The sequence below is a fragment of the Nocardia yamanashiensis genome (assembly GCF_021183565.1).
In the GTDB taxonomy this organism is placed as follows: Bacteria; Actinomycetota; Actinomycetes; order Mycobacteriales; family Mycobacteriaceae; genus Nocardia; species Nocardia yamanashiensis.
On sequence record NZ_CP089226.1, the window covers coordinates 5,031,556 to 5,058,520 of the forward strand.

Sequence of the window (26,965 nt, forward strand, 5' to 3'; positions counted from 1 at the left end):
CGGGCACGCCGGCGTCGCCGTTCTCGTTGCCGAGGGTGGCGACGAACACCGAGAGCATGGAGGGCACGAAATGCGCGGTGGTGATGCCGGTTTCGGCGATCACCTGCGCCAGGTACACCGGATCGCGATGCCCGTCCGGCTTGGCGACCACCAGGCGCGCACCGGTCTGCAAGGGCCAGAAGAACTCCCACACCGACACGTCGAAGGTGGCCGGGGTCTTCTGCAGGACAGCGTCTTCCGGGCCGATCGGGTACTCGTGCTGCATCCACAGCAGGCGGTTCACGATGGCCCCGTGCTCGACGGCGACGCCCTTGGGGCGGCCGGTCGAACCGGAGGTGAAGATGACGTAGGCGGTGTGCTCGGGCGAGATCGCCTGTCCGCGTTCGGCATCGGTGATCGGCGCGGCCGAGTAACCGTCCAGCGCGAGGGTGTCGACCTCGAGCACCGGCACATTGCGCCCGGTGACGAAGTCGTCGCGGCTGGTGGTCAGGATGGCGGCCGGGCGCGCGGTGTCCAGGACGTAGTCGATGCGATCCATCGGCTGGTCCGGGTCCAGCGGCACGTACGCGCCACCGGCCTCCAGCACCGCGTACATGGCGACGACCAGGTCGGTCGATCGGCGGATGGCCAGTGCGACAAGCGATTCCGCGCCGACGCCCTGGGCGATCAGCTTGCGGGCCAGCCGGTGCACCCGCGCCGCGAACTCGGCGTAGGACAGACCTGTCCCCTCGAATTCCACGGCAGGCGCGTCGGCGCTGGTCAGAGCCTGTGCCTCGAACAGCGACACCAGGTTCGCGGTCTCGGTGGTGAGGCCCCGCGGCAGTACCGGATCCAGCTCGACGGCGGTGTCGTTCCAGCCGGTGAGCACCTGTTCGCGCTCACCCTCGACCAGCAGGTCGATATCGCCGAGCGGCTGCGCCGGATCGGCGACCACGGCCGCCAGGATCAGGTCCAGGCGGCGCGCGAACGCCGCGATGGTGTCCTCGTCGAAAAGGTCCAGCGCGTAGGAGAACTCGGCGGACATGCCGGCGTGCTCGCCGCGCTCGTCCTGGGTCTCCTGCAGGGTCAGCTGCAGATCGAACTTGGCCAGCTGGGCGTCGTATTCGATGCCGTTGACCGACAGCCCGGGCAGTTCCAGGCTGGCCTGCCGGGTGTTCTGGAAGGTCAGCATGACCTGGAACAGCGGGTGGCGGGCCTGCGAACGGGCCGGGTTGAGCACCTCGACCAGGCGCTCGAACGGCACGTCGGCGTGCGCGAAGGCGTGCAGGTCGGTGTCGCGGGCCTGGGCGAGGATATCGGCGAAGGTCTGCTCCGCCTGCACCTCGGTGCGCAGCACCAGGGTGTTGACGAACATGCCGATCAGGTCGTCCAGCGCGGCCTCACCGCGGCCGTGCACCGGGGTGCCGATCGCGATATCGCTGGTGCCCGACAGCCGGGCCAGCAGCACGGCCAGCGCCGAGTGCAGCACCATGAACAGCGAGGCATTGTGCCGGCGGCCCAATTCCACCAGCGCCTGCTGGGTTTCGGCGGAAATGGCGAACGGGTAGGTGCCGCCGCGGTAGCTGGCCACGGCGGGCCGCTGCCGGTCGGCGGGCAGCACCAGTTCGTCGGGCAGGTCGGCGAGTTCGTCGGCCCAGTAGCGAATCTGCTTGGAGATCAGCGATTCCGGGTCGTCCTCGGAGCCGAGCACCTCGCGCTGCCACAGCGCGTAGTCCGCGTACTGCACCGGCAGTTCGGCCCACGCCGGGGCCTCCCAGGAGGTGCGGGCGGCGTAGGCGACCATGACGTCGCGGGCCAGCGGGCCCATGGACCAGCCGTCGGCGGAGATGTGGTGCACCACCATGCCGAGCACGTACTCGGTCTCGGAGACCTCGAAAAGCCTTGCGTGCAAAGGCACTTCGCGGGTCACGTCGAAGGCCATGGAGGCCAGCTCGATGAGGTGGTCGAGCAGGTTCGACTCGGTGACCGGGACCGGGGTCAGGTCGGGCACGATCTGCGCCGCGCTCTCGACCTGCTGCACCGGGCCGTGCGCGCGTTCGGGGAACACGGTGCGCAGCGATTCGTGCCGGTCGATCACGTCGATGACGGCGACCTGCAGCGCGGCCACATCCAGTTCACCCGACAGGCGGATGGCGACCGGGATGTTGTTGACCGCGGAGGCGGTGTCGAAGCGGTTGAGGAACCACATGCGCTGCTGCGCCAGGGAGAGCGGGATCTCCTCGGGCCGTTCGCGGGCCACCAGGGCCTTGCGCGCGCCGTCACCGGCGTGCGATTCCACGCGCGCGGCCAGGGCGGCCACGGTGGCGGCCTCGAACAGCATGCGCACGGGGACGCGGGTGTTGAGCGCGGTGCCGAGGCGGGTGGCGACCTGGGTGGCGATCAGCGAGTTGCCGCCCAGTTCGAAGAAGTCGTCGTCCACGCCGACGCGCGCGATGCCGAGCACCTCGCCGAAGATCTGGGCGACGATCTCCTCGATCGGCGTGGTCGGAGCGCGGAATTCGCGCACCTCGAAGCGCGGCGCGGGCAGCGCCTTGCGGTCCAGCTTGCCGGAGGCGTTGAGCGGGAAGGCATCCAGCACCACGAACGCGCCGGGCACCATGTACGCGGGCAGCGTGCGGTGCAGCAGCGACTTCACGCTGTCCAGGTCGATCGGGCCCTTGGCCACCAGGTAGGCGACCAGCTGGTCGCCGGCCACGGTGTCGATGACCAGCACCACGGCCTGATTGACCGTCGGATGGTCGAGCAGCGCAGTCTCGATCTCGCCGAGCTCGATGCGCTGGCCGCGGAACTTCACCTGGAAGTCGGTGCGGCCGATGTAGTCGAGGACGCCGGCGTCGTTCTGGTTCCAGCGCACCAGGTCGCCGGTGCGGTAGAGGCGGGTGCCGGGCGCGCCGAAGGGGTTGGCGACGAAGCGTTCCGCGCTCAGGTCGGGGCGGCCGTAGTAGCCGCGCGCGACCTGCGTGCCGCCCAGGTACAGCTCGCCGGGAACTCCGGCGGGCACCGGGCGCAGGCCCTCGTCCAGGACGTAGGTCTGGGCGTTCCACACCGGGCGGCCGATGGGCACCGAGGTGACCGCCGGTGCGTCGATGGGCGCGTAGGTGGCGTGCACGGTGAACTCGGTCGGGCCGTAGAGGTTGTGCACGGCCGCGGTGGAGAACTTGCGGAAGGCGGTCACGGTGGCGGGCGGCAGCGCCTCACCGGCGACCAGCACCGCACGCAGGGACAGGCATTCGGCCGCCGAGGCGCTGGAGGCGAACACGCTCAGCATGGACGGCACGAACGAGGTCATGGTGACCCGGTGCCGGCCGATGACCTCGGACAGGTAGATCGGATCGCGGTGCCCGTCGGGGGCGGCGATGACCTGCTGGGCGCCGACGGCCAGCGAACCGAAGAGTTCCCACACCGACACGTCGAAGGTGACGGGGGTCTTCTGCAGGATCACATCGGTGTCGTCGATGCCGTATTCGCCGGTGATCCAGGCGATCTGGTTGAGCACCGAGGCGTGCGAGACGGCCACGCCCTTGGGGCGGCCGGTCGAACCCGAGGTGTACAGCACGTAGGCGGCGTTGGTCGGACGCAGCGGGGCCCGGCGATCGGCGTCGGTGACCGGCGCCGCGTCGAACTCGTCCAGCGCCAGGGTGTCCAGGTACAGGACCGGGCAGTCCTGGCTGGTCACGTCGTCGTCGCTGGTGGTCAGCAATACCACCGGGCGGGCGCTGGCCAGCACGTAGTCGGTGCGCTCGGCCGGGTGATCCGGGTCCACGGGCACGTAGCCGCCGCCCGCGGTGAGGGTGGCGTAGATGGCGACCAGCATGTCCACCGAGCGGCGAATACCCACCGCCACCAGGGACTCCGGGCCGACGCCCTCGGCGATCAGCTTGCGCGCCAGGCGATTCACCCGGGCCGAGAACTCGGCGTAGGTGAGTTCCTCGGCCGCGCCGAAGATCCCGCTGCTGCGCTCGCCCGGATCGAAGATCAGGGCGGTGCCGTGCGGGCGCACCCGGACCTGCTGTTCGAACAGGTCCAGCACGGTGGTCGCGGCGGCGGGCAGCGCGTGCGCGGTGCCGTTCCACGCTTCCAGGACGGTGGCGCGTTCGCCCTCGCCCAGGATGTCGATGTCGCGGACCACGGTTTCCGGTGCGGCGACGGCGGTTTCCAGGACCCGCAGGTAGCGGTTGCCGAACTCGGTGACGGTGGCCGCGTCGAACAGGTCGGTGGCATACGACAGCACCACCGACAGGCCGTCGGGGCTGCCGTTGAACGCGCGGTGCTCGGTCAGGGTCCACTGCAGGTCGAACTTGGCGATATCGACGTCGAGTTCGTCCGCGGAGACGGTGAGGCCGGGCAGCTCCATCGAGCCGTGCGACATCTCCTGGAACGACAGCATCACCTGGAACAGCGGATGCCGGGCCTGCGAGCGGGTCGGGTTGATGACCTCGACCAGGCGCTCGAACGGCACATCGGTGTTGGCGAACGCGGCCAGATCCTGTTCGCGGGTGCGGCTCAGGAAGTCGGTGAAGCGTTCTGCCCCATCGACATCCGAGCGCAGCACCAGGGTGTTGACGAACATGCCGATCAGGTCGTCGAGGGCCTGCTCGCCACGACCGGCGACCGGGGTGCCGATGGCGATGTCGTTGGTGCCCGAGAGGCGGGCCAGCAGCACCGCGAGCGCGGAGTGCATGACCATGAACAGCGAAACGCCCTGGGCGCGAGCCAGACCCGACAGGCGGGCGTGCAACTCGGCCGGGATGTCGAAGGTGACGCGGGAGCCGTGGAAGGACTGCACCGGCGGACGCGGGCGATCGGCCGGCAGATCGAGCTGGTCGGGCAGCCCGGCCAGAGCGCCCTTCCAGTAGGCGATCTCGCGGGCGGCCATCGATTCCGGATCGGACTCGTTGCCCAGCACCTCGCGCTGCCAGATGCTGAAGTCCTGGTACTGCACCGGCAGCGGATCCCAGCCGGGTTCCTGGCCGGCGACGCGAGCCAGGTAGGCGGCGGTCATATCGCGCGAGAGCGGACCGAAGGAGAAACCGTCCGCGGCGATGTGATGCACCACGAACGCGACCGCGAGATCCAGCTCGCCCTCGGCCAGTTCGGCGTCGGCGACCCGGAACACCCGCACCCGGATGGGCAGCTCGGTCGAGACGTCGAAACCGGTGGAGGCGAAAGCCGCCAGCGCGGAAGGCAATTCGGCGGCGGTGATATCCGCGACGTCGATGCCCAGATCGACCTCGTCCATGGGCAGCACGCGCTGGAAGCCGCCGTCCCCGGACTCGGGGAAGACGGTGCGCAGCGATTCCTGCCGCGCCACCACATCGGTCAGCGCGACCTGCAGCGCGTCCATCTCGACCCGGCCGCGCAGGCGCACCACGAACGGCAGGTTGTAGGTGGGAACGCTGGGATCGAACTGGTTGAGGAACCACATGCGCTGCTGCGCAAGGGAAAGCGGCACCCGCTCGGGGCGCGGCTGGGCGGTCAGCGGCGGACGCGAGACATCGGCGGCGTCGAGGGCTTCCACGCGCGCGGCGATACCGGCGACGGTGGGGGTCTCGAACAGCGCGCGCACGCCCAGGCGGGTGTGGAACGCGGCCGAGATGCGGGCCACCACCTGGGTGGCGACCAGCGAGTTGCCGCCCAGGTCGAAGAAGTTGTCGTCCACGCCGACGCGTTCGTGGCCGAGGACGTCGGCGAACACGCCCGCCACGATCTCCTCGGCGGCGGTGCGGGGGGCTCGGTAACCGGCGGCGTCGGCGCTGAACACCGGGTCCGGCAGGGCCTTGCGGTCCAGCTTGCCGGAAGTGTTGAGCGGGAACGCGTCCAAGACCATGATCGAGGCCGGGACCATGTAGGTCGGCAGCTTCTCGGCCACGAAACGGGTCAGCTCGGCCGGGTCGACGGACTGGCCGGGGACCGGGACCACGTAGGAGACCAGCTGCTGACCGGTCGCGGTGTCCATGACCAGCACCACGGCCTGGCTGACCGCGGGGTGGGCGAGCAGGTCGGTCTCGATCTCGCCGAGCTCGATGCGCTGACCGCGGAACTTCACCTGGAAGTCGGTACGGCCGATGTACTCGAGCGCGCCGGACTCGCTCCAGCGCACCAGGTCACCGGTGCGGTACATGCGCTCGCCGTGCAGCCCGAACGGGTTGGCCACGAAGCGATCCGAGGTCAGATCCGGACGGCCCTTGTAGCCGCGCGCCAGCTGACGGCCACCCAGGTAGAGCTCACCGGGCGCACCGATCGCGGCGGGACGCAGCCGCGAATCCAGTACGTAGACTTCGACATTCCATTCGGGCACACCGATCGGCACCGTGACGGTGTCGGCTTCGGTGTTCTCCCAGTACGTCACCGAGACCGCGGCCTCGGTCGGACCGTAGAGGTTGTGCAGGCCCGCGTCGGTGATCCGCCGGAAACCCGCGCCGGTCTCGGGCGGCAGCGCCTCACCGATCACGAAAACGTACTTCAGCGAGGCGCATTGGGCCCGCGTGGCGTGCGCGACGAAGACCGTCAGCATGGACGGCACGAAGTCGGTGACGGTGACGCCGTGCCGCTCGATCATGTCCGCGACGTACAGCGGATCGCGATGCCCGTCCGGGGTCGCGACCAGCAGCTTCGCGCCGACCAGCAGCGGCATGAAGTAGCCCCACAGCGACACGTCGAAGGTGGTCGCGGTCTTCTGCAGGTACACATCGTCTTCGGTCATCGGATACTCGTCGAGCATCCACAGTTCCTGGTTGACGATGGCGTGATGGGTCACCGCGACGCCCTTGGGGCGGCCGGTGGAACCCGAGGTGTAGATGACGTAGGCGGTGTTGTCCGGGCGCAGCGGGGCGATGCGATCGGCATCGGTCACCGGCTCGGCGGCGAAGGCCGAGGTGTCGAGGGCGTCGATCTCCAAGCGGCGCACCGACTCGGGCAGCTCCAGACCATCACGCGTGGTGGTCAGGACACAGACCGGTGCCGCGGACTCGAGGATGTAGGCGGTGCGGTCGGCCGGGTGATCCGGGTCGATCGGCACGTACGCGCCACCGGCGCGCAGCACCGCGTGCATACCCACGACCAGGTCCAGGGAGCGCCGCATGCCCAGCGCGACAAGCGATTCCGGGCCCACGCCATCGGCGATCAGGAACCGGGCCAGGCGATTGACCTTCTCGCCGAACTCGGCGTAGGTGAGCTGCTCGCCCTCGAACTCGACGGCCACATTGTCCGGAGTCAGCGGAATCTGCTTGTCCAGCAACGCCGGCAGCGTGGTGACCGGGACATCGTGCCCGGATTCGTTCCACTCCAGCACCGTCCGGGTGCGCTCGGCGTCGGTGGTGATCGGCAGACCCCACACCGGCTGCTGCTCCCCCGCCGCCAGGAAGCGGTCGAAGAACTCCAGGAAGCGCGAATGATGCTGCCGCGTCTCGTCTTCCGAGTACAGGTTGGGGTTGGTCTCGAAATCGATGTGATTCCGGGTGCCCTTGACCGACTGGTAGAAGTTGACGCCCAGGTCCTCGATGGAACCGGTGGACAGCACGCTGTACTCGCCGGTGAGATCGCCGAGCACGACCTCGTTGTGGAACAGCATGATATTGACCCAGGGGCCGAAGAACTCCCGGGTCACCACGCCGTCGCCGGCGCTGTCGCGGCGAATGTCCTCGTGCCGGTAGCGCTGATGGCGCAGCGCGCCCGACACCTCGACGCCCACCGACTCCAGCAGTTCGCCGACCGTGGTGTCGTAGCCGACGCGCAGGCGCAGCGGCACGATGTTCGAGGTCGCGCCGCCCGCCCGCTTCATGGCGGCGGTGGTGCGGGCGGTCACCGGCAGCGACAGGATGACGTCCTCGGAACCGGTCCACTGCGCCAGGTAGGCGGCGAAACCGGCGAGCAGCAGCCCGGCGGGCGACGAATCGTGCTTGGCCACCGCCTCGTCCAGCAGCGAGGTCTGATCGCTGCTGAGGTAGCCGGCGGCGACCCGGTTCAGCGCGGCCGGCGGCGCGGACCGCCCGGCCAGGCTGGTGCCCTCCTCGAGCCCGGCCACCCGCTCGGCCCAGTACTCCTTGGCGGCGGTGAAGCGGCTGGTGTCGCGGTAGGCGAATTCCTGCTCGACCAGAGTGCGCAGCTCGGTCAGCTTGGCGGGCTTGGGCTCCTCGCCGCGCACGTACGCGGTGTACAGCTCGGCCACGCGCTGCATGTAGGTCATCGCGCCGAAACCGTCGAGCACGATGTGGTGAATGCGCGCGTACCAGTAGAAGTGGCCCTCGGCCAGCTTCACCATGGCCGAGCGGATGAGGCGATCGTTGACGATGTCGATCGGCGCGCTGTAGTCGGCGCGCATCCACTCCTGGGCGGCGGCGGCCGGATCCTCGGCGTCACTCAGATCGACGTGATAGATGGTGCGATCGAGCGAGGTGTCGACCATCTGCATGGGCTCGCCGTCGCGTTCGACCACGCGCAGGAAGCCCGAGCCGAACTCGATCGAACCGTCCACCATGGCCCGCTCGAGCAACTCGATGTCGAGTTGCCCGCGCAGCTCCACGTACTGGGCGATATTGATCGGCACCTGGGGGTCCAGGTGCTGGGCGTACCAGATGCCGAGCTGCGCAGGCGACAGCGGAAAGAGCGCCCCCGAGCCCGGTGCGATTTCGCTGCCAGCGTCGCCGTTGCCGCCGAAATCCAGCCGGTCCAACCCAAACCTCGTTTCCGGAACACTCTGCGCAGCGCTCCCCGCCGAAAACCCGAACCGGACGCCACGCCGCCTAGCGTGACGTCCGAGGTTCGGGGCTCACTTCACGTAACAATCAGACAAAAATGTTCTCTTGGCTAAGCGTTCAGCCCGCTGCTCCCGTTACATGGGCGCGCCCCCACCCGCCGGACACGACGGGGCCTGGGTTGCGATCCTGGTGCTGAACACCCGGTCCAATCTACCGTCCGGGTGCAAGCCGGAACCAGAAAGGGCCATAGGGCTCGGCTATCACCCCATTTCACGCTGTCAGCGAGTGATATGCGTCCTGTCCCGGCCCGGGTCGTAGAGGTGCGATTGCGCACAATCGAGGGTTTCCGCCAGGGCTCGGCCGACCAGAATCACGGCGGCTCGGCGCAATCCGGCGGCCTCCACCCGGTCGGCGATATCGGCGAGAGTGCCGCGCAGGACCAGCTGTTCGGGTTGGCTGGCCCGGTAGACGACGGCCACCGGGCAGTCGGTTCCGTACTCGGGGGCGAGCTCGGCCGCGAGGGTCCGGATCCGGGTGATGGCCAGATGCAGGATCAGGGTGGCCCGGGTGCGGGCGAAGTTCGCCAGCGCCTCCGATTCGGGCATGACCGTCGAGCGCGCCCGTGTGCGCGTCAACACGACCGACTGCACCTGTTCCGGAACGGTCAGTTCGACGCCCAGGATGGCCGCGGCGGCCGCGTAGGCGGGGACGCCGGGGGTCACGTCCCAGCCGATGCCGAGGGCGTCGAGACGGCGCTTCTGCTCGGTGAGGGCCGAATATATGGACGGGTCGCCCGAACACAACCGGGCGACGTCCTTGCCCGCCCGGTGCGCGCGGGCGCAGTGCTCGATGATCTCGTCCAGATCCAGGCCCTGGGTGTCGATCAGCTCGGCCTCGGGCGCGCAGTACGCCAGCACTTCCGGGTCCAGATAGGTGCCCGCGTACAGGCATACGGGCGAATTGCGCAGCAGCTCCACCGCCCGCACGGTCAGCAGATCCGCCGACCCGGGTCCCGCCCCGATGAAGTGCACAGTCATGGGGCGAGTCTCTCACGGCCGACTACGACAGATCGTCCACCCAGGGCGGCCTTGGAGGGCCAGCGGCGATAGAGCGCGGCCTTGCCCACAAGTGGGGCGCCGGCTAGTCGCTCACCTCGAAGGCGGCGATGACCTTGGTCGGTTTGATGCGCACCACCAGTTCGCCGGGCACGCCGTTGCGCTTGCCGAATTCCTCGGCGCGGTCCGCGCCCATGTACCGGCCGCCGATCTCGGTGGCGGTCCGGACCAGCTCCGCGGGATCCTCCGAGGCGGTGGCCACGCCCTGCACCTGGACGAAGGCGTACGGCGGGGCCTCCAGATCCACCAGCAGCGTGACCCGGCCGTCGCGCAGCACGGATTTGCCCTTGGCCGAGGTCTTTCCGGTATTGAAGACGATCTCCTCGCCTTCGAGCACGAACCAGATCGGCGTGACCAGGGGACGGCCGTCGGAGGCGGTGAAGGCGAGCTTGCCGGTGCGGGTGCCTTCGGTCAGGAACTCGCGCACCCGGGGGTCGGATAGGGAGGCCATGCGGTCACGCTACCGCTCAGATGGCTCCGCGCTCGCGTGCCCGCGCCACGGCGGAAGTACGGGATTTCACGCCCAGCTTCGAATAGATGTGGACCAGGTGGGATTTGACGGTGGTCTCGCTCAGGAACAACCGCTTGCCGATCTCGCGATTGGAATGACCGTCGGCCACCAGGCGCAGCACTTCGATCTCGCGGGGGCTCAGGGTGGTGTCGGGTTTGCGGACCCGGGTCATGAGTTTCGATGCGACGGAAGGCGACAGCACGCTCTCGCCCGCGGCGGCCGAGCGCACGGCGGCCAGCAGTTCGGCGGGCGGGGTGTCCTTGAGGATGTAGCCGGACGCGCCCGCCTCGATCGCGCCGAGAATGTCGGCGTCGGTGTCGTAGTTGGTGACCACCAGGACGTTCGGCGGGCCGGGCAGCGCGCGGACGGCCGCGGTGGCCTGCGCCCCGGACTGGCCGGGACCGAAGCGCAGATCCATCAGCACCAGGTCCACGGGGGTGGTGGCGCAGAAGGCCACCGCGTCCTCGGCGGTCGCGACCTCGCCGATCACCTCGATATCGTCGGAATCGCTTTCCGCCACACCGGAATCCAGCAGCGCGCGCAGGCCCGCGCGGACGATGGCGTGATCGTCGGCGAGCAGGATGCGGATCATTGGTCCTCCAGCGGGAAGGAGACGGTGACCGCGGTGTGGCCGGGTTCGGATTCCACGTTCATGGTGCCGCCCTGCTGTTCTACCCGATTGCGCATGGCGGTCAGGCCGAAGCTGCCGGACGGGGCGTGTTCCAGCACCGCGGGGTCGATGCCCACGCCATTGTCGACGATGTCCAGGTGCACGGCGTCGTCGGCGTAGGTGAGGGTGACGCGCATGGCCGCGGCGCGGGCGTGCCGCACCACGTTCGACACCGCGCTCTGGGCGATCCGGACCAGGGCGGCCTCCATGGACATGGGCAGGCGTTGCGGATCGCCCTCCACCAGCACCCGGGCGTCGAGGCCGGGAGCGGCGGCGCGATCGACGATCCGGGTCAGCGCCTCGGTCAGCGATTGGCCGTCGAGCGGGGCGGGCGTGAGTTCGGCTATGAGATTGCGGGTTTCGACCAGGCCCTCGGCGGCGGTCTCGCGGGCGAGCCGGATCTTCTCCAGCGCCGGATGTTCCGGGGCGGCGCGCTCCACGGCGTGCAGCAGCAACTGAATGCTGCTGAGGCCCTGGGCGACCGTGTCGTGGATCTCCTGCGCCAGGCGTTCGCGCTCGGCCATCTTGCCGGCGGTGCGTTCCTGTTCGGCGAGAGTCGTTCTGGTGGCCAGCAATTCGTCGATGAGCTGCTGGCGGTCGGCGGCCTCGCGGAACAGCGCCTCGTAACCGAGCCCGATGGCGACCGCGACCAGCGCGCCCAGCAGCGGGCCGATCACGCCGCCGAAGGTCCAGCCCTTGTGCAGCGCGAAGCCCACCACCGACACCGCGGTGGCGGCGGTGACCGCCAGCAGGCCCCAGCGGCGCGGCAGCAGATGCAGATAGAGGAAGAACAATCCGAAGACCAGATAGACGGCCATAGGCGCCACGCAGACCAGGCCGAGCCACAGAACGGTCAACGCCCCCAGCCAGACTCGCGCCGCGACCAGACGGCGGCGGAACCGGGCGCCGGCGAAGTAGACACCGAGGAACACACCCGCCAGCAACACCACCACGATGGGGCGCTCGTCCGAGACCACGGCCTGCCCGACCACCACCGCGGTCAGCACCACCACCAGCACGTGCAGGCCCACCTGCAAGGCGGCGAAGACGGGGGTCAGGGGCGATCGGTGCACGCCGACCAGCTTATGCCCGGCTATTGGACCGGCATCCATCGAAAGGAGTAAACGCGCCCCACCGTCGGCAGGGTCGATCTTCCTCCACCGGCGCGATGGTTTCGCGGCCGATCACGGCCAGGGTGGAAGTATGTTCGTCGCACTCAGAGATCTGCGGGCCGCCCGCGGCCGCTTCCTCCTCATCACCCTGGTGGTCACGCTGGTCGCGCTGCTGGTCAGCTTTCTCAGCGGCCTGACCGCCGGGCTGGCGCACCAGAACATCTCCGCCATCGAGTCCTTGCACACCTCCACCGTGGTGTTCGCCGACACCGGCGCGAAACCCTCCTACGACTCCTCCACCCTCGGCACCGATCAGATCGAGGTCTGGCAGCGGGCCGGCGGCACCGTGGACCCGATCGGCATCAGCCGCACCCGGGCCACCCACGATGGCGCGTCGCCCACCCAGGTGGCGCTGTTCGGCGTCGAGGGAACACCTTTCGGCAATCGTGTGGCTACCGCTCCGGGATCGGTGATCCTGAGCAGCGCCGCCGCCAAGGACCTGGACGCGAAGACCGGCGACGTGGTGGATCTCGGCTCGGGCAACTTCACCGTGCAAGCGGTGACCGGCGACGACTGGTACGCCCACACCCCCGTCGTGTGGATGACCCTCACGGATTGGCAAGCGCTGAACCCGCGTTCGGGCGCGGCCACCATCCTCGCGGTCTCGGGGGTGAGCGACACCGCGGCTGTCGATGCCGCCGCGCACACCACCACGACCAGCACCAAGGGGTCGCTGTCGGCCATGAGTTCCTATCAGGCCGAGAACGGTTCGCTCACCCTCATGACCGTCATGCTCTTCGCCATCTCGGCCCTGGTCATCGGCGCGTTCTTCACCGTGTGGACCGTGCAGCGCCAACCCGACATCGCCACCCTGAAAGCACTGGGCGCGACGACCGGTTCACTGGTGCGAGATGCGTTGAGCCAGGCCCTGATCGTGCTCGCGCTCGGTGTCGGGATCGGCGGCGGCGCGACCACCGTGGCGAGCTTGTTCCTGGGCGATGCCGTCCCGTTCGTGCTCACCGCATCGACCACCCTGGTCCCCGCCGCCGCGCTGATCCTGCTCGGCCTGCTCGGCGCGGCCTTCGCCCTGCGCTTCCTCGCCACCACCGATCCGCTCACCGCCCTCAACCAAGCGCGCTGACCCCCAGGAGCTTTCGATGACCAACACCCTCACGGTCGCCGACCTCGTCCTCACCTTCCCCGACGGCGCCGACCGCATCACCGCCCTCGATCACGTGAACCTGCGGGTGCGCGGCGGGGAGATCGCCGCCATCACCGGCCCGTCCGGCTCCGGCAAATCCACCCTGCTGGCCGCCGCCTCGACCCTGCTGCGCCCCGACTCCGGCCGGGTGGAGCTCGAAACCCCCACCGGCACTGTCGATCTCGCGGCGCTGTCGCGTAAGGACGCGGCCACGCTGCGCCGCGAGTCCATCGGCATCGTGTTCCAGCAGTCCAATCTGATTCCGGCCCTCACCGCGCTCGAGCAGCTCGAGGCCATGTCCCATCTCGGCCAGTCCTGGTTCGTCTCGCCCGCCCGCCGTCGCGAAACCCGTTCCCGCGCTCGCGATCTGCTGGCCGCCGTCGGCTTGTCCGGGCACGAGGCCAAGCGACCCGCCCAGCTCTCCGGCGGTCAGCGCCAGCGCGTGAACATCGCCCGGGCGCTGATGAACGACCCGGCCCTGCTGGTCGTCGACGAACCCACCAGCGCCCTCGATCAGGAACGCGGCGCCGCCATCATCGACCTGGTTGTCGGCATCGTGCGCGAGCACGGCGCCGCCACCCTGCTGGTCACCCACGACCGCTCGCACCTGCACCGGATGGACGCCGTCTATCGCATGGTCGACGGCGTCCTCAGCCTCGAGTCCGAGGCCCTCGCCGCCTGAGCGCGGGAGTCAGTGGCCGCCGGGCAGGCGCCGGCGGCCGGTGCGGACCTCGGAGGTGAGGTCCTCGTAGCCGATGGCCAGTTCGGCCAGGTGCTCCCAGATATTGGCGAGGTCCCTGGTGGTGGCGCTGGCCAGGGCGGCGTAGGCGTGAGCGGTGAGGGCGGCGAGGCGGTCGATGACCGCGCCCAGCGTTTCGGTGTGGACTCGCGCGCCGCCGTGGCTCGGCGGGAGTTGCGAGGTTATCCAGCGGTCGATTTCGTGGACCAGGTCGGTGCGGATCTGTTCCAGGGCGGCCGCCTGGTCGGGGGTGGCGCTGAGGCGGCGTTCGTGGACTTCGGCTAGATCGTGAGCGGCGCGCAGTAGCGGGTGGCCGGGGAATCCGCTTCCCCGGCAGGCCCGGAGCACTTGGCTTTTGGTTGGCAGTGGATCTCGCATTTGACTGCTCCTCATACCGCGCACTAGCTAATTCGGAGCACGATAGTGAGCGCAGATGTCCGGAATATGTCCGTGACGGAACCAACCCGCTGCTGTTCTGCGACCGCGAGTTTCGATACGGGAACCGTTACGAATTGATCTTGGTGAAGAAGGTTGCGATATCGGCGGCATGGGCGAGGGGAACGTCCATGGCCAGGAAGTGATTGCCGGTATTTCCTTCGGGCCAATAGGCGATGCGATTGTCGCGTTCGGCGAGCCGCCGCATGAGGTCCGAACCGCCGCCGTAGACGCCGACGGGCACCAGGCGCTGACCGGCCGGCCAGGCGAAACCATTGTCGCCGAGGCCGTTGTACATGGGCCAGGACGAGGTCGCGGCGGTATTGGTGAACCAGTAGAGCGCGACATTGGTGAGCAACTGATCGCGATCGTAGGCGTCTTCGAAATTCTCGGCCAGGAAAGCGAATTCGTTGAATTTGTGCACCAGCCAGGCGAGCAATCCGACCGGGGAGTCGGTCCAGCCGTGGGCGAAGGTCTGCGGCGCGGCATTCAGCAGGACGTGATGGTTCACGCCGCTCTGCCACTTCTGCATCATTTCCCATTCGGCCAGTTCGTCGGCGTTCATGTCCGGTACGTCGGATTCGGACGGCATGCCGAGTCCGCCGTCGATGTGCACGCCGACGATTCGGTCCGGAGCGGCCAGCGCCATTTCCTGCACCACGTACGCGCCGAGGTCGCCGCCCTGCACGCCGTACCGCTCGTAACCGAGCCGCGCCATCAGCTCGATCCACAAGGCGGCCACCCGGCGCGGCTTCATCCCGGGTTCGCGCGGACCTTCGGAGAACGCGAAGCCGGGCACGGACGGGACGATCACGTGGAACGCCCGCTGCGCCAGTCCGTGCGCCCGCGGATCGGTCAGCAGCGGAATGGTTTTCGTGAATTCGACGAAGCTGTTGGGCCAGCCGTGGGTGAGGATCAGCGGCAGCGCGTCCGGCTCGGGCGAGCGCACGTGCAGGAAGTGCACGTCCAGGCCGTCGATCTCGGTCAGGAACTGCGGGAACTCGTTGAGCGCGGCTTCCTGTGCCCGCCAATCGAATTCGGTCCGCCAGTACTCGGCCAGCTCGCGCAGCGTGTCCACGGGCACGCCCCGCTCCCAGCCCTGCCCGGGCAGCTGCGCCGACCAGCGGGCGCGGGCCAGGCGATCGTTCAGGTCCTCGAGGTCGGACTGCGGGACGGCGATGCGGAAGGGGCGGATCTCGGTGCTCATGGGAACTACGTTAGAAATGAACTAGGTCAGTTCCGGTCCTAGTTGCGGAGGAGAGTTTCGAATATGAGCGACACCCCCGCACGGCTGCTCCGCCTGCTGTCCCTGTTGCAGACCCCGCGCGAATGGCCGGGCAGTGAACTGGCCGACCGCCTCGGCGTCTCCGACCGCACCGTCCGGCGCGATATCGACCGGCTCCGCGAACTCGGCTATCCCGTCGAAGCCACCATGGGCATGACCGGCGGTTATCGCCTGGTCGCCGGAGCCGCCATGCCGCCGCTGCTGGTGGACGACGAGGAAGCGGTGGCCATCGCGGTCGGCTTGCGCGCGGCGGCCGGGTCGGCGGTGGCGGGCATCGAGGAGGCGTCGGTGCGCGCGCTGGCCAAGCTGGAGCAGGTGCTGCCCGCCAAATTGCGCCGGCGGGTGCGGGTGCTCGGCGTCGCGACGGTGACGCCGAGCGGGAATGCCGAACCGGTCGATCCGGAAGTGCTGACCGCCTTGGCCGCCGCCATCACGAACCGGGAGCGGGTGCGGTTCGCCTACCGTTCCGGCGACGGCAGCGAGACCCGCCGCAATATCGAACCGGTCGGGCTGGTGCCCTCGCATCGGCGTTGGTACCTGGTCGGTTTCGATCTCGACCGGACCGCGTGGCGCACCTTCCGGGTGGACCGGGTCGAGCGCCCGCAGCCGACCGGTGCGCGCTTCACGCCGCGCGAACTGCCCGCCGCCGATCCGGCCGCGTTCGTGAGCGGCGCGCGCACCGATTGGGGCGTACCGGCCATCCGGATTCACGTGACCATCGCCGCGCCGATCGGGCGGATCGCCGGGCGGCTGGGCGACGGGCCCGGCGATCTCACCGCCCTGGACGACGGTTCCTGCGTGCTCGATATGACCCGAGAGGATTCCCCGGACTGGCTGGCCGTGCGCCTGCTCGACCTCGGTTTTCGTTTCGAGGTGCACGACTCCCCCGAACTCGATGAGGCCCTACGCGCCCTCCGCGGCCGCATCGACGCCGCCCTGCGATAGCGCGGCGAGCACGCGGGCGGCTTCCCGCTCGGCATTGGAATTCGATTGCAGGCCACGGGAACCGGCCAGCTTGGCCCGGATGTGCTCGGCCACCGTGACCGGCTCGTACCTGCTGCCGTCGCCCACGCACGAGGGCAGGGTGGCGATGACGGCGTCGAGGTTGCCGTCGTGGAAGTAGGCCGCGCTGCGCCGCCGCTGGATCGTGCCGTCCACGATGGGCGGCTTCACCCGGTGCAGGGTGGACATCCAGCGCTCATTGGTCCAGCGCGCCATCAGATCCCCGAGATTCACCAGCAGCGCGCCCTCCTCGGGCTGCACGTCGTGCCAGATGCCGTCCGCGCCCAGCACTTGCAGACCGGGCGCGCGGTCCGCCCACAGCACGGTGACGATCCCGTAGTCGGTGTGCTCGCCCATCCCGATCAGTTCGCCGTCCAATTCCACCGCGCCGGGCGGCAGGGCGTAATTGTTCATCCGCAGCACGTCCAGGGAGTGGTCGGTGAACGCGTCGAAGTATCCGGCGGGCAGTTCCAGCGCGTCCGCGAACGCGGTGGTGAGCGTGCGCGCCACCCGGGCGGCTTCGGCGAAGTAGGCCTCCACGGGCGCGCGGAACTCCGGCAGCTCACGGGGCCAGAGGTTTTCGGCGTAGTCGTCGGCAGGCAACGCCAGGTCCGGGTACCGGGCCGCCGGGACGCCCACATTGAACGCCTCGAAGAAGTCCTTCATCCGCCCGGCCGATTCCACGCCGAGGCTCAGACTCAGGCTTTCGCTCTTGGGCGGCGAATACCCCCGGTTGATGGCCGGCGGCGTGCGGTACTCCCGTTTGGCCGCGAGCTCGAGCCCGAAGAACGAATCGAGCGCGGCGGTGAACCCGTCGAGCACCGATTGCGGCACCGCGTGCCCGACGATCTGCATGAATCCGACGGTCCGCGCGGCCGCGTCGAGCTGGCGAGCCACCTCCGAACGCGCCTGCGCGCCAGCGCCGTTCACGTACGGGCCGATATCGATGACGGGTACCCGAAACTCCATGACGATCCTTTCACCGCGGTGCTGCAACCAGCCGACTGATAAGTGACAGCAGTCAGATTCGCCCATCCGTATAGCGCTGACGTTCATGGACATCACAAACATGTTAAGCCCCAGCGATCACCGCCGCTCCGGCTCGACTCATCCGCCACACCCGGTGTGAGAGGGTGCGGAGGTGGAGTTGGTGACGTCATTGCCCGCCGACACCCCGCTCGGCCTGGTGGGCGAGCGGGTCCGGCGCATCGAGCGGCTCGGGTTCGATACCGTGCACGTCTCGGAGACCGCGCACGATCCGTTCGCGGTGTGCGCACTGGCGGCGGAGCACTCCGCGCGGCTCACGGTGCGGACCAGCATGGTGGTGGCCTTCGCCCGCAGTCCGATGGTGACCGCCTGCGCGGCCCGGGATCTGGCGGAGTTCTCGGACGGGCGATTCCAGCTGGGGGTGGCCTCGCAGGTGCGGGGGAATATCGTCGGGCGCTACTCGATGGAGTGGTCGGATCCGGTGGCACGGCTGGGCGATTACGTCGGGGCGCTGCGGGCCATCTTCCGGTCGTTTCAGCACGGCGTGGCACTGGAATACGAGAGCGAGGCGTACACCTTCACGCGGTTGCAGCCCTATTTCAACCCGGGGCCGCTCGCGACCGGGATGCCGCAGATCTGGCTGGGCGGGGTGAATCGGCGCATGTGCGAGCTGGCGGGCGCGGTCGCCGACGGCTTCGTCGCGCATCCGACCGCATCGCATCCGATCGCGTTGCGGGAGCGGCTGATTCCGGCCCTGACGGCGGGAGCCGAGCGCGCCGGCCGGGACGGCGGGCCGCGGATCGTCGTGGTTCCCAAGCTGATCACCGGCGCGGATCGCGCGGCACTGGATGCGAAACGGGAAGCCGTGCGGTCGGAGCTGGCGTTTCTGTATTCGACGCCCGCGTATCGCGGCACGCTGGATCTGCTCGGGTTCGGGGAGACCGCGGATCGGCTGATCGCCGGGGCCGCGGCGAAGGAGTGGGCGACGCTGCCCGCGCTGCTCGGTGACGAGGCGCTGGCGGCGCTGGTGCCGCAGGGCGCCTACCGGGAGCTGCCGGAGCTGCTGCACGAGTGGTATTCCGGTTCGTGCCAAGGGATTTCCCTCGCCGTCCCGGACGATGCCGAGGACGACGAGGACTTCCGCGTGATGCTGGCGGAGCTGCGGCGGCGGTCAGTCGCGTAGGGCGGCGAACCAGTCCAGCAGATCCGGGTCGTCGATGGCGGTGCGGGCCACCACGGTGGCCGGGTCCGCGCCTTGGAACAGTTTCTTCAGCGGGACTTCGAGTTTCTTGCCGGTGCGGGTGTGCGGGACGCCCGGAGCCTGGATGATCTCGTCGGGCACGTGCCGGGGCGAGACCTCGGCACGGATGGCGGCATTGATGCGCGCCTTCAGCTCGTCGGTCAGGTCGACGCCGGGGACCGGGACCACGAACAGCGGCATCCAGTAGCCGCCGTCGGGCTGTTCCACGCCCAGCACCAGGGCTTCGGCGATTTCCGGCAGCGCTTCCACGGTTTGGTAGATATCGGCGCTGCCCATCCGGATGCCGTGGCGGTTGAGGGTGGAGTCGGAGCGGCCGTGCACGACGATGCTGCCGTGCTCGGTGAGGGTGATCCAGTCGCCGTGCCGCCAGACGCCGGGGAACATGTCGAAATAGGCGTCGTGGTAACGGGATCCGTCGGGGTCGTTCCAGAAACTCACCGGCATCGACGGCATGGGCTTGGTGATCACGAGTTCGCCGACCTCGCCGCGCACCGGCTTGCCGTTCTCGTCCCAGGCGTCCAGGGCGACGCCGAGATACGGGGCCGAGAGTTCACCCGGCCAGACGGGGACGGTCCGCACGCCGCCGATGAAGGCGGAGACCACATCGGTGCCGCCGCTGATCGAGGCGACCGGGACGTGCTCACCCACGTTGTCGCGCAACCAGAGTGCGGACGACGGGGGCAGCGACGAACCGGTGATGCCGACCAGGCGCAGCGCCGACAGATCGTGATCGCGGCGCGGGACCGAACCCGCCTTGGCGCAGGCCAGCACATAGCCGGGGCTGGTGCCGACCACGGTGGCTCCGACCCGAGCGGCGATGGACCACAGCGCATCCGTGGCCGGCGCGGACGGACTGCCCGGATAGCAGACGATGGTCGCGCCGACCAGCAGACCGGAGAGCTGGAAGTTCCACATCATCCAGCTCGGGCTGGTGTACCAGAAGAAGGTGTCGTCGCGCCCGATATCGGATTGCAGCGCAACGGCTTTCAGATGCTCGAGCAGCACGCCGCCATGCCCGTGCACGATGCCCTTGGGCTTACCGGTGGTGCCGGAGGAGTACAGCACCCAGAGCGGATGGTCGAAATCGACCTGCTCGGTGGCGATTTCGCCGTCGGAGGCGCCCGCGGCGATCTCGGCGGCGGTGATGGTGGCCACCAGGCTGGGCAGCCCGGCCCGCAACGCGGCCACGTCCGCGGATTTGTCGTGGGTCTTGCCGCCGAAGACGTAGCCATCGGTGGTGACCAGCACCTTGGGCTCGAGCTGCCCGAGCCGGTCCAGGGCGGCCTGCGCGGAATAGTCCATGCCGCAGGCGCTCCAGATCGCCCCGAGGCTCGCGGTGGCGAGGAAGGCGATGACGGCTTCGGGAATGTTCGGCAGGTATCCCGCCACCCGGTCGCCGGGCGTGACGCCCAGGCCGCGCAGGGTTTCGGCGAACGCCTTCGTCTTGCCGAGCAGGTCGGCCCAGGACAGTTCGGCGAGTGCGCCGGTCTCGTCGACCGAGATGATGGCGGGCCGATCGGTGCGGGCCTGCCGGGCCACCTGATCCACGAAGTTCAGACGGGTGCCCGGGAACCATTGCGCGCCCGGCATTTCCGCCGAGGCGAGGACTTCCGCTCCGCGTTCACCGAGTTCGAAGTAGTCCCACAGCGCACCCCAGAAGCCGGGCAGATCGTCCACCGACCACTGCCAGAGTTCCTGGTAACCGTCGGTGGCTACGCCCGTCCGCCGCTCCACGAACCGCGCGAAATCGGTCACCCGCGCCGTCTCGATATCCGCCGCGCTCGGCGTCCACTGTGGCTCCACCGCCCCAACCTCCTAGCTCAGTGCCCGCGCCACAATGCGCTCGGCGTGCCGGATGACCGGCATGTCCACCATGCGGCCTTCGAAGGTGAAGACGCCGCGATGATTCGGCACCTCCGCCAGCAGCCGTCGCGCCCAATCGACTTCGTCGTCCGACGGGGCGTACGCGCGCCGGATGACCGGCAACTGCGACGGATGGATGGCCACCTTGGCATCGAAGCCGACCGCCACCGCGTCCAGCGATTCGGCGGCCAGGCCATCCAGATCCGGGATGTTCAGGAACACCGAATCGAGCGCGAACTTGCCGTAAGCCTTTGCCGCCAGCAGGGATTGGGAGCGCACGTGGCGCGCCACATCCCGGTACGAACCGTCGGCGTGCCGGCTGGAGTTGCCGCCGAGCGCCGCCACCAGATCCTCCGCGCCCCACATGACGCCGATGGCATTGCGCGCCATCACCGCCCGGCCCACGCCCATGGCGCCCAGCGGGGATTCGATGAGCGCGATCACCTCGTACTCGGTCAGCCGCGTGATCTGTTCCGCCGATTCGCATTTCGGCAGCATGATGCGCCGGTAATCGGTACGCAGCAGGGCGTCCAGGTCCAGCACGTGATCCAGGGTGCCGGCGGCATTGACCCGTACCACGGTGCGTTCCGGATCCTGCGGAGTGTCGATGAGCGCCTTGCGCGCGGCGGCCTTGTCGGCCTCCGCGACCCCGTCCTCCAGGTCGATGATCACCACGTCGGCGGCGTCCAGGGCCTTGCCGTAGCGCTCGGGCCGGTCGGCCGGGCAGAAGAGCCAGGCCGGGCCGGGCATTTCCCAGTTCATGCGGTCGGGGCCTTGCGGACCAGGGTTTTGCGGACGGCCGTGGCCACCACGTCCCCGTGCTGATTGCGGCCGGTGTGCGCGAAAGTCACGATGCCCTCTCCCGGGCGGCTCTTGGATTCCCGCAGGTCGGTCACCACGGTTTCGGCGTACAAAGTGTCACCGTGGAAAAGCGGCTTCGGGAACGCGATTTCGGAAAAGCCGAGATTGGCGACGATGGTGCCCTGGGTCAGCTGCGCCACCGACAATCCGACCAGCGTGGACAGCGTGAACATGGAATTGACCAGGCGCTGATGGAACGGCGGCAGCGCCTCGGCGAACGCCGCGTCCAGGTGCAGCGCCTGGGTGTTCATGGTCAGCGTCGTGAACAGCACATTGTCGGCTTCGGTAATGGTCCGGCCGGGCCGGTGCTCGTACACCACGCCGACTTCGAATTCGTCGAACCACAAGCCGCGCTGGATGACTCGGCGCTGGGTTCCGGTCACAGGCCCAGCTCCCGCCCGATCAGCATCAACTGCACCTCCGTGGTGCCTTCCCCGATTTCCAGGATCTTGCTGTCTCGATAGTGCCGGGCCACAGCATATTCGTTCATGAAGCCGTAGCCGCCGAAAATCTGGGTGGCGTCGCGAGCATTGTCCATGGCGGCCTCGGAGGCGACCAGCTTGGCGATGGCGGCCTGCTTCTTGAACGGCTTGCCGGACAGCATGAGCGCGGCCGCGTCGTAGTAGGCGGTGCGGGCGGCGTGGGCGCGCGCTTCCATGCGAGCGATCTTGAAGGCGATGGCCTGGTTGGTGCCGATCGGCCGCCCGAAAGCCTCGCGCTCCTTGCTGTATCGCACGCTCTCGTCCACGCAGCCCTGGGCCGCGCCGACCGACAGCGCCGCGATGGCGATCCGGCCCTCGTCCAGGATGCGCAGGAAGTTGGCGTAGCCGCGGCCGCGCTCGCCCAGCAGGTTCTCGGCCGGCACCCGCACATCGGTGAAGCTGAGCGGGTGGGTGTCGGAGGCGTTCCAGCCGACCTTGTTGTACGCCGGTTCGGCCACGAAGCCGGGCGTGTCGGCGGGCACGATGATGGTGGAGATCTCCTTCTTGCCATCGGTCGTGCCGGTGACCGCGGTGACGGTGACCAGGCGGGTGATATCGGTGCCCGAGTTGGTGATGAACTGCTTGGAGCCGTTGATGATCCAGCTGTCGCCGTCCTGGACCGCCGTGGTGCGGGTGCCGCCCGCATCGCTGCCCGCGCCCGGTTCGGTGAGCCCGAACGCGCCCAGCGCCCGGCCGCTGGCCAGCAGCGGCAGCCATTCCTGCTTCTGCTTGTCGTTGCCGAAGCGGTAGATCGGCATGGCGCCCAGCGACACACCGGCTTCCAGGGTGATGGCGACGCTCTGGTCCACCTTGCCCAGTTCCTCGAGGGCCAGGCAGAGCGCGAAGTAGTCGCCGCCCATGCCGCCGAACTCCTCGGGGAATGGCAGGCCGAACAGGCCCATGTCCGCCATGCCCGCGATGACCTCGTACGGGAAGGAGTGCTCGGCATCGTGCTTGGCGGCGACCGGGGCCACCACCTGATCGGCGAAATCGCGGACGGTGAGGGCGAGTTGGCGGTACTCGTCGGGCAGCTGCCCGGTGGAGAGGAAGTCGGTCATGCGGGCTGGTTCTCCTCGGAAGCGGCCGGGGCGGCCGAGTCGGCGGTTGCGGCGATGATGCGGGCCAGCGGCTGTTCCAGCTTGACCTGCGCGCCCGGCTGGACGAGCAGTTCGACGCGGCCCGCGACGGGGGCGGTGAGGGTGTGTTCCATCTTCATGGCCTCGACCACGACGATGGGGGCGCCGGCGGCGACCAGCGCGCCGGATTCGACGGGGGTGGCGATGACGGAACCCGGCATGGGACTGAGGATTTCGGCATCGCCCTCGTGCGCGCCGCCGCCCCGGGTATCGGCCTCGGCGACCTCGCGGAGCACGGCGACGCCGGTGCGGTCGGCGACCCAGAGCTGACCCGCATCGGCGGCGACGGCGTAGGTGGCACGGATGCCGTCCAGCACGAGCGCGAGTCCCGTCGCGCCGGACTTGGAATCGGCGATGAAAGACGCTGTGAGCGTGCGCTCTTCACCGTCCTCGACCCGCACCGTCGCCCGCTCCGGCGTACCGGTGAACGCGACGTGCGCGGTGCGGTCACCCGCGACCAGCCGGAAGGTGGTGGGCGCGTGCGCGCCGACCCGCCAACCGCTCGGCCGTGCCCAGAGGGAGCCCGCACCCTCCGCTGCCCAGAGGTTCAGCCACGATTTCGCGGCTGCTGCGATGAATTGCTCGTCGGAGACCGCGGCCGGAGCGAAGTCCGCGGCGCGACGGTCCAGCAATCCGGTGTCGAGTTTTCCGGCGCGTACGTCCGGCTCCGCGAGCAGGAAGCGCAGGAAGTCGGTGTTGGTGCGCACGCCGAGCACCCGCGTATCGCGCAGGGCCGCATCGAGTTTGGTGATAGCGGTGGCGCGGTCGGCGGCGTAGGCGATGACCTTGGACAGCATCGGGTCGTAGTCGGTGCCGACCACGGTGCCGGCGCGCAGGCCCGAATCCACCCGGATACCGGCGCCTTCCGGTTCGGCGAGGGCGAGCACGGTGCCGCCGGTGGGCAGGAAGTCGCGGCCCGGATCCTCGGCGTACACGCGCGCTTCGACGGCGTGCCCGGTGAGCCGGATATCGTCCTGGCTCGCCGTCAGCTGCTGCCCGGCGGCGATGCGCACCTGGCATTCCACCAGGTCCACGCCGGTGACCAGTTCGGTCACCGGGTGTTCCACCTGGAGGCGGGTGTTCATCTCCATGAAGAAGAACTCGTCGGGATTATCGGCGGAGACGATGAATTCGACGGTGCCCGCGCCCACGTAGTTCACGCTGCGCGCGGTATCGCAGGCCGCCGCGCCGATCCGGGCCCGGGTCGCGGCGTCCAGCAGCGGCGAGGGCGCTTCCTCGATCACCTTCTGGTGGCGGCGCTGCAGACTGCATTCGCGTTCGCCCAGGTGCAGCACGTGGCCGAACTGGTCGGCCAGGATCTGGACCTCGATATGCCTGGGACGGTTGACGAATCGCTCCAGGAACAGCGTGTCGTCGCCGAAGGCCGCACCGGCTTCCCGGCGGGCGCTGACCAGGGCGGCGGGCAGGTCGGCCGGATCCTCGACCCGGCGCATGCCCTTGCCGCCGCCACCGGCGGACGGCTTCACCAGCACCGGATAGCCGATTTCGACCGCCGCGGCGAGCAATTCGGCATCGGTCAGGCCGGGCTTGGCGATACCGGGCACCACCGGTACCCCGTAGGCGGAGACGGCATTCTTGGCCGTGATCTTGTCGCCCATGACCTCGATGGCCTTGGCGGGCGGGCCGAGGAAGACTATGCCCGCCTCGTCCAGCGCCGCGGCGAAGGCCGAATTCTCCGACAGGAAGCCGTATCCGGGGTGCACGGCCTGTGCGCCGGACCGTACACAGGCATCCACAACCTTGTGGATATCCAGGTACGACTCGCGCGCGGGCGCGGGTCCGAGCCGGACCGCGGTATCGGCCTCGCGCACGTGCAGGGCGTCGGCATCGGCGTCGCTGTAAACGGCGACCGAGCGAATTCCCATGGCACGCAGGGTACGAATGACACGCACCGCGATCTCGCCGCGATTGGCGACCAGCACGGTGTCGAAGGCGACGGGCTGGGTGGCGTTCAGCAACGCTGTGTTCGTCATGGTCATCACATCCGGAAGACGCCGTAGGAAACGGGCTCGACGGGGGCCTGGGCGCAAGCCGAAAGGGCCAGGCCGACAACGGTTCTGGTATCGGCCGGATCGATCACACCGTCATCCCAGAGGCGGGCGGTGGAGTAGTAGGGATTGCCCTGCGCTTCGTACTGCTCACGGATCGGCGCCTTGAAGGCCTCCTGGTCCTCTGCCGACCACGGCTTGCCATTGCCGTCCAGCTGGTCGCCGCGCACCGTCGCCAGCACCGACGCGGCCTGCTCGCCGCCCATCACCGAGATGCGGGCGTTGGGCCACATCCACAGGAAGCGCGGCGAATACGCGCGCCCGCACATGGAGTAGTTGCCCGCGCCGTAGGAACCGCCGATGACCACGGTCAGCTTGGGCACCCGCGCGCACGCCACCGCGGTGACCATCTTCGCGCCGTGCTTGGCGATGCCGCCGGCCTCGTAGTCGCGGCCGACCATGAAGCCGGTGATGTTCTGCAGGAACAGCAGCGGGATGGTGCGCTTGTCGCACAGTTCGATGAAATGCGCGCCCTTCATGGCGGATTCGCCGAACAGCACGCCATTGTTGGCCACGATGCCGACCGGGTGGCCGTGGATGCGCGCGAACCCGGTGACCAGGGTCTTGCCGTATTCGGCCTTGAATTCCTGGAATTCGCCGCCGTCCACCATGCGGGTGATGACCTCGCGCACGTCGTACGGGGTGCGCAGGTCGACCGGCACCACGTCGTACAGCTCGTCCTGCGAGGCGATGGGATCCACGGTGGGCGCGATCTCCCACGGGGAGGGCGTCTTCGGCCCGAGCGTGGCCACGATATTGCGCACGATCCGCAGCGCGTCCTGATCGCTCTCGGCCAGATGATCGGTGACACCGGAAGTGCGCGAATGCAATTCGCCGCCGCCCAGTTCCTCCGCCGTCACGATCTCCCCCGTGGCGGCCTTCACCAGCGGCGGGCCGCCCAGGAAGATGGTGCCCTGATCGCGCACGATGACGGTCTCGTCGCTCATGGCGGGCACGTACGCGCCGCCGGCGGTGCAGGAGCCCATGACCGCCGAGATCTGCGCGATGCCCTTGGCGCTCAGGTTCGCCTGATTGAAGAAGATGCGGCCGAAATGCTCGCGGTCCGGGAACACCTCGTCCTGTTTGGGCAGGAACGCGCCGCCGGAGTCGACCAGGTAGATGCACGGAAGATGGTTCTGCAGCGCGACTTCCTGTGCGCGCAGATGCTTCTTGACCGTCATCGGGTAGTAGGTGCCGCCCTTGACCGTGGCGTCGTTGGCCACGATCACGCACTCGCGCCCGGACACCCGGCCGATGCCGCCGATCACGCTCGCGCCCGGGCACTCGTCGTCGTACATCCCGTCGGCCGCCAGCGGCGACAGCTCCAGGAACGGCGAGCCCGGATCCAGCAGTTGATCCACCCGCTGCCGCGGCAACAGCTTGCCGCGCGCCAGATGCCGCTCCCGCGCCTTCTCCGGCCCGCCCAGCGCGGCCGCGGCCAGCTTCTCGCGCAACTCCTCGACCAGCGCGAGATGCGCGGCCCGGTTTCCGGTGCGCACGTCCCCAGTCAGCGTCATTCCGCCATCCCAGCTCGTTCGGT

18 protein-coding genes (1 of these 18 cut by a window edge) are annotated in these 26,965 nt (G+C 69.0%); 4 read left to right on the forward strand and 14 right to left on the reverse strand.

Annotation, left to right across the window (positions count from 1 at the left end; all coding sequences use genetic code 11):
- From LTV02_RS23695 to LTV02_RS23715, 5 genes are all read right to left on the reverse strand, one after another.
- Positions 1-8,671, reverse strand: partial view of a non-ribosomal peptide synthase/polyketide synthase gene (locus LTV02_RS23695; RefSeq protein WP_233033930.1) — the beginning only. It extends 36,020 nt beyond the left edge of the window; the window shows 8,671 of its 44,691 coding nt (coding positions 1-8,671); the start codon lies at positions 8,669-8,671; its stop codon lies off the left edge, out of view.
- A 303-nt stretch (positions 8,672-8,974) separates the two neighbouring features.
- Positions 8,975-9,733, reverse strand: a complete 759-nt coding sequence (gene cobM, locus LTV02_RS23700) for a precorrin-4 C(11)-methyltransferase (RefSeq protein ID WP_233033931.1) — start codon at positions 9,731-9,733, stop codon at positions 8,975-8,977.
- Positions 9,734-9,836: 103 nt separating this feature from the next.
- The gene (locus tag LTV02_RS23705) at positions 9,837-10,262 is read right to left on the reverse strand and encodes a PPOX class F420-dependent oxidoreductase (RefSeq protein WP_233033933.1); all 426 of its coding nucleotides are present in this window, start codon (positions 10,260-10,262) and stop codon (positions 9,837-9,839) included.
- Positions 10,263-10,278: 16 nt separating this feature from the next.
- Positions 10,279-10,914, reverse strand: coding sequence for a LuxR C-terminal-related transcriptional regulator (locus LTV02_RS23710; protein ID WP_067710253.1), 636 nt, complete (start codon positions 10,912-10,914; stop codon positions 10,279-10,281).
- The gene (locus LTV02_RS23715; protein ID WP_233033935.1) at positions 10,911-12,065 is read right to left on the reverse strand and encodes a sensor histidine kinase; all 1,155 of its coding nucleotides are present in this window, start codon (positions 12,063-12,065) and stop codon (positions 10,911-10,913) included. The genes LTV02_RS23710 and LTV02_RS23715 overlap by 4 nt, the downstream gene beginning before the upstream one ends.
- 130 nt (positions 12,066-12,195) lie before the next feature.
- Here LTV02_RS23715 and LTV02_RS23720 point away from each other — a divergent pair, with 130 nt between their 5' ends.
- Together LTV02_RS23720 and LTV02_RS23725 are read left to right on the forward strand one after the other, a co-directional pair.
- Complete coding sequence (locus LTV02_RS23720; RefSeq protein ID WP_233033937.1) at positions 12,196-13,245, forward strand: ABC transporter permease; 1,050 nt, start codon at positions 12,196-12,198, stop codon at positions 13,243-13,245.
- A gap of 16 nt (positions 13,246-13,261) precedes the next feature.
- Positions 13,262-13,987 (forward strand): ABC transporter ATP-binding protein, encoded by a 726-nt coding sequence (locus LTV02_RS23725; RefSeq protein ID WP_233033939.1) that lies wholly within the window; start codon positions 13,262-13,264, stop codon positions 13,985-13,987.
- 9 nt (positions 13,988-13,996) lie between these two features.
- On the opposite strand, the gene LTV02_RS23730 is transcribed toward LTV02_RS23725, so the two are convergent.
- Both LTV02_RS23730 and LTV02_RS23735 read right to left on the reverse strand, forming a co-directional pair.
- Positions 13,997-14,422, reverse strand: coding sequence for a DUF4254 domain-containing protein (locus LTV02_RS23730; protein ID WP_067710245.1), 426 nt, complete (start codon positions 14,420-14,422; stop codon positions 13,997-13,999).
- A 127-nt stretch (positions 14,423-14,549) separates the two neighbouring features.
- Positions 14,550-15,686 (reverse strand): epoxide hydrolase family protein, encoded by a 1,137-nt coding sequence (locus LTV02_RS23735; RefSeq protein ID WP_233033941.1) that lies wholly within the window; start codon positions 15,684-15,686, stop codon positions 14,550-14,552.
- A 63-nt stretch (positions 15,687-15,749) separates the two neighbouring features.
- Here LTV02_RS23735 and LTV02_RS23740 point away from each other — a divergent pair, with 63 nt between their 5' ends.
- Complete coding sequence (locus LTV02_RS23740; RefSeq protein WP_233033943.1) at positions 15,750-16,709, forward strand: helix-turn-helix transcriptional regulator; 960 nt, start codon at positions 15,750-15,752, stop codon at positions 16,707-16,709.
- Here LTV02_RS23740 and LTV02_RS23745 read toward each other — a convergent pair.
- Complete coding sequence (locus LTV02_RS23745; RefSeq protein WP_233033945.1) at positions 16,668-17,735, reverse strand: isopenicillin N synthase family dioxygenase; 1,068 nt, start codon at positions 17,733-17,735, stop codon at positions 16,668-16,670. The two genes, LTV02_RS23740 and LTV02_RS23745, sit on opposite strands and share 42 nt — an antisense overlap.
- A gap of 172 nt (positions 17,736-17,907) precedes the next feature.
- On the opposite strand from LTV02_RS23745, the gene LTV02_RS23750 reads away from it, so the two are divergent.
- Positions 17,908-18,936 (forward strand): TIGR03617 family F420-dependent LLM class oxidoreductase, encoded by a 1,029-nt coding sequence (locus LTV02_RS23750; protein ID WP_233033947.1) that lies wholly within the window; start codon positions 17,908-17,910, stop codon positions 18,934-18,936.
- Here the strand turns inward: LTV02_RS23750 and LTV02_RS23755 are convergent.
- Genes LTV02_RS23755 through LTV02_RS23780 form a run of 6 tightly spaced genes read right to left on the reverse strand, consistent with a single transcriptional unit; the run spans position 18,925 to position 26,942 of the window.
- Positions 18,925-20,817: an acetoacetate--CoA ligase gene (locus LTV02_RS23755; RefSeq protein ID WP_233033949.1), complete on the reverse strand. Its 1,893-nt coding sequence runs from the start codon at positions 20,815-20,817 to the stop codon at positions 18,925-18,927. The two genes, LTV02_RS23750 and LTV02_RS23755, sit on opposite strands and share 12 nt — an antisense overlap.
- A 12-nt stretch (positions 20,818-20,829) precedes the next feature.
- A complete protein-coding gene (locus tag LTV02_RS23760; RefSeq protein WP_233033951.1) occupies positions 20,830-21,639 on the reverse strand; it encodes an HpcH/HpaI aldolase/citrate lyase family protein in 810 nt (269 codons plus the stop codon).
- Positions 21,636-22,121 (reverse strand): MaoC family dehydratase, encoded by a 486-nt coding sequence (locus tag LTV02_RS23765; RefSeq protein WP_233033955.1) that lies wholly within the window; start codon positions 22,119-22,121, stop codon positions 21,636-21,638. The genes LTV02_RS23760 and LTV02_RS23765 overlap by 4 nt, the downstream gene beginning before the upstream one ends.
- A complete protein-coding gene (locus LTV02_RS23770; protein ID WP_233033957.1) occupies positions 22,118-23,278 on the reverse strand; it encodes an acyl-CoA dehydrogenase family protein in 1,161 nt (386 codons plus the stop codon). The genes LTV02_RS23765 and LTV02_RS23770 overlap by 4 nt, the downstream gene beginning before the upstream one ends.
- A complete protein-coding gene (locus LTV02_RS23775; RefSeq protein WP_408639254.1) occupies positions 23,275-25,356 on the reverse strand; it encodes an acetyl/propionyl/methylcrotonyl-CoA carboxylase subunit alpha in 2,082 nt (693 codons plus the stop codon). Before LTV02_RS23775 ends, LTV02_RS23770 begins: the two co-directional genes overlap by 4 nt.
- Positions 25,356-26,942: a carboxyl transferase domain-containing protein gene (locus tag LTV02_RS23780; RefSeq protein ID WP_233033961.1), complete on the reverse strand. Its 1,587-nt coding sequence runs from the start codon at positions 26,940-26,942 to the stop codon at positions 25,356-25,358. The genes LTV02_RS23775 and LTV02_RS23780 overlap by 1 nt, the downstream gene beginning before the upstream one ends.
- Between the last annotated feature and the right edge of the window lie 23 nt (positions 26,943-26,965).

Coding starts and splice junctions, on each gene's coding strand:
- cobM (WP_233033931.1), bottom strand. CDS start 9,733: ATGACTGTGCACTTCATCGGGGCGGGACCCGGGTCGGCGGATCTGCTG.
- LTV02_RS23705 (WP_233033933.1), bottom strand. CDS start 10,262: ATGGCCTCCCTATCCGACCCCCGGGTGCGCGAGTTCCTGACCGAAGGC.
- LTV02_RS23710 (WP_067710253.1), bottom strand. CDS start 10,914: ATGATCCGCATCCTGCTCGCCGACGATCACGCCATCGTCCGCGCGGGC.
- LTV02_RS23720 (WP_233033937.1), top strand. CDS start 12,196: ATGTTCGTCGCACTCAGAGATCTGCGGGCCGCCCGCGGCCGCTTCCTC.
- LTV02_RS23725 (WP_233033939.1), top strand. CDS start 13,262: ATGACCAACACCCTCACGGTCGCCGACCTCGTCCTCACCTTCCCCGAC.
- LTV02_RS23730 (WP_067710245.1), bottom strand. CDS start 14,422: ATGCGAGATCCACTGCCAACCAAAAGCCAAGTGCTCCGGGCCTGCCGG.
- LTV02_RS23735 (WP_233033941.1), bottom strand. CDS start 15,686: ATGAGCACCGAGATCCGCCCCTTCCGCATCGCCGTCCCGCAGTCCGAC.
- LTV02_RS23740 (WP_233033943.1), top strand. CDS start 15,750: ATGAGCGACACCCCCGCACGGCTGCTCCGCCTGCTGTCCCTGTTGCAG.
- LTV02_RS23745 (WP_233033945.1), bottom strand. CDS start 17,735: ATGGAGTTTCGGGTACCCGTCATCGATATCGGCCCGTACGTGAACGGC.
- LTV02_RS23760 (WP_233033951.1), bottom strand. CDS start 21,639: ATGAACTGGGAAATGCCCGGCCCGGCCTGGCTCTTCTGCCCGGCCGAC.
- LTV02_RS23770 (WP_233033957.1), bottom strand. CDS start 23,278: ATGACCGACTTCCTCTCCACCGGGCAGCTGCCCGACGAGTACCGCCAA.
- LTV02_RS23775 (WP_408639254.1), bottom strand. CDS start 25,356: ATGACCATGACGAACACAGCGTTGCTGAACGCCACCCAGCCCGTCGCC.
- LTV02_RS23780 (WP_233033961.1), bottom strand. CDS start 26,942: ATGACGCTGACTGGGGACGTGCGCACCGGAAACCGGGCCGCGCATCTC.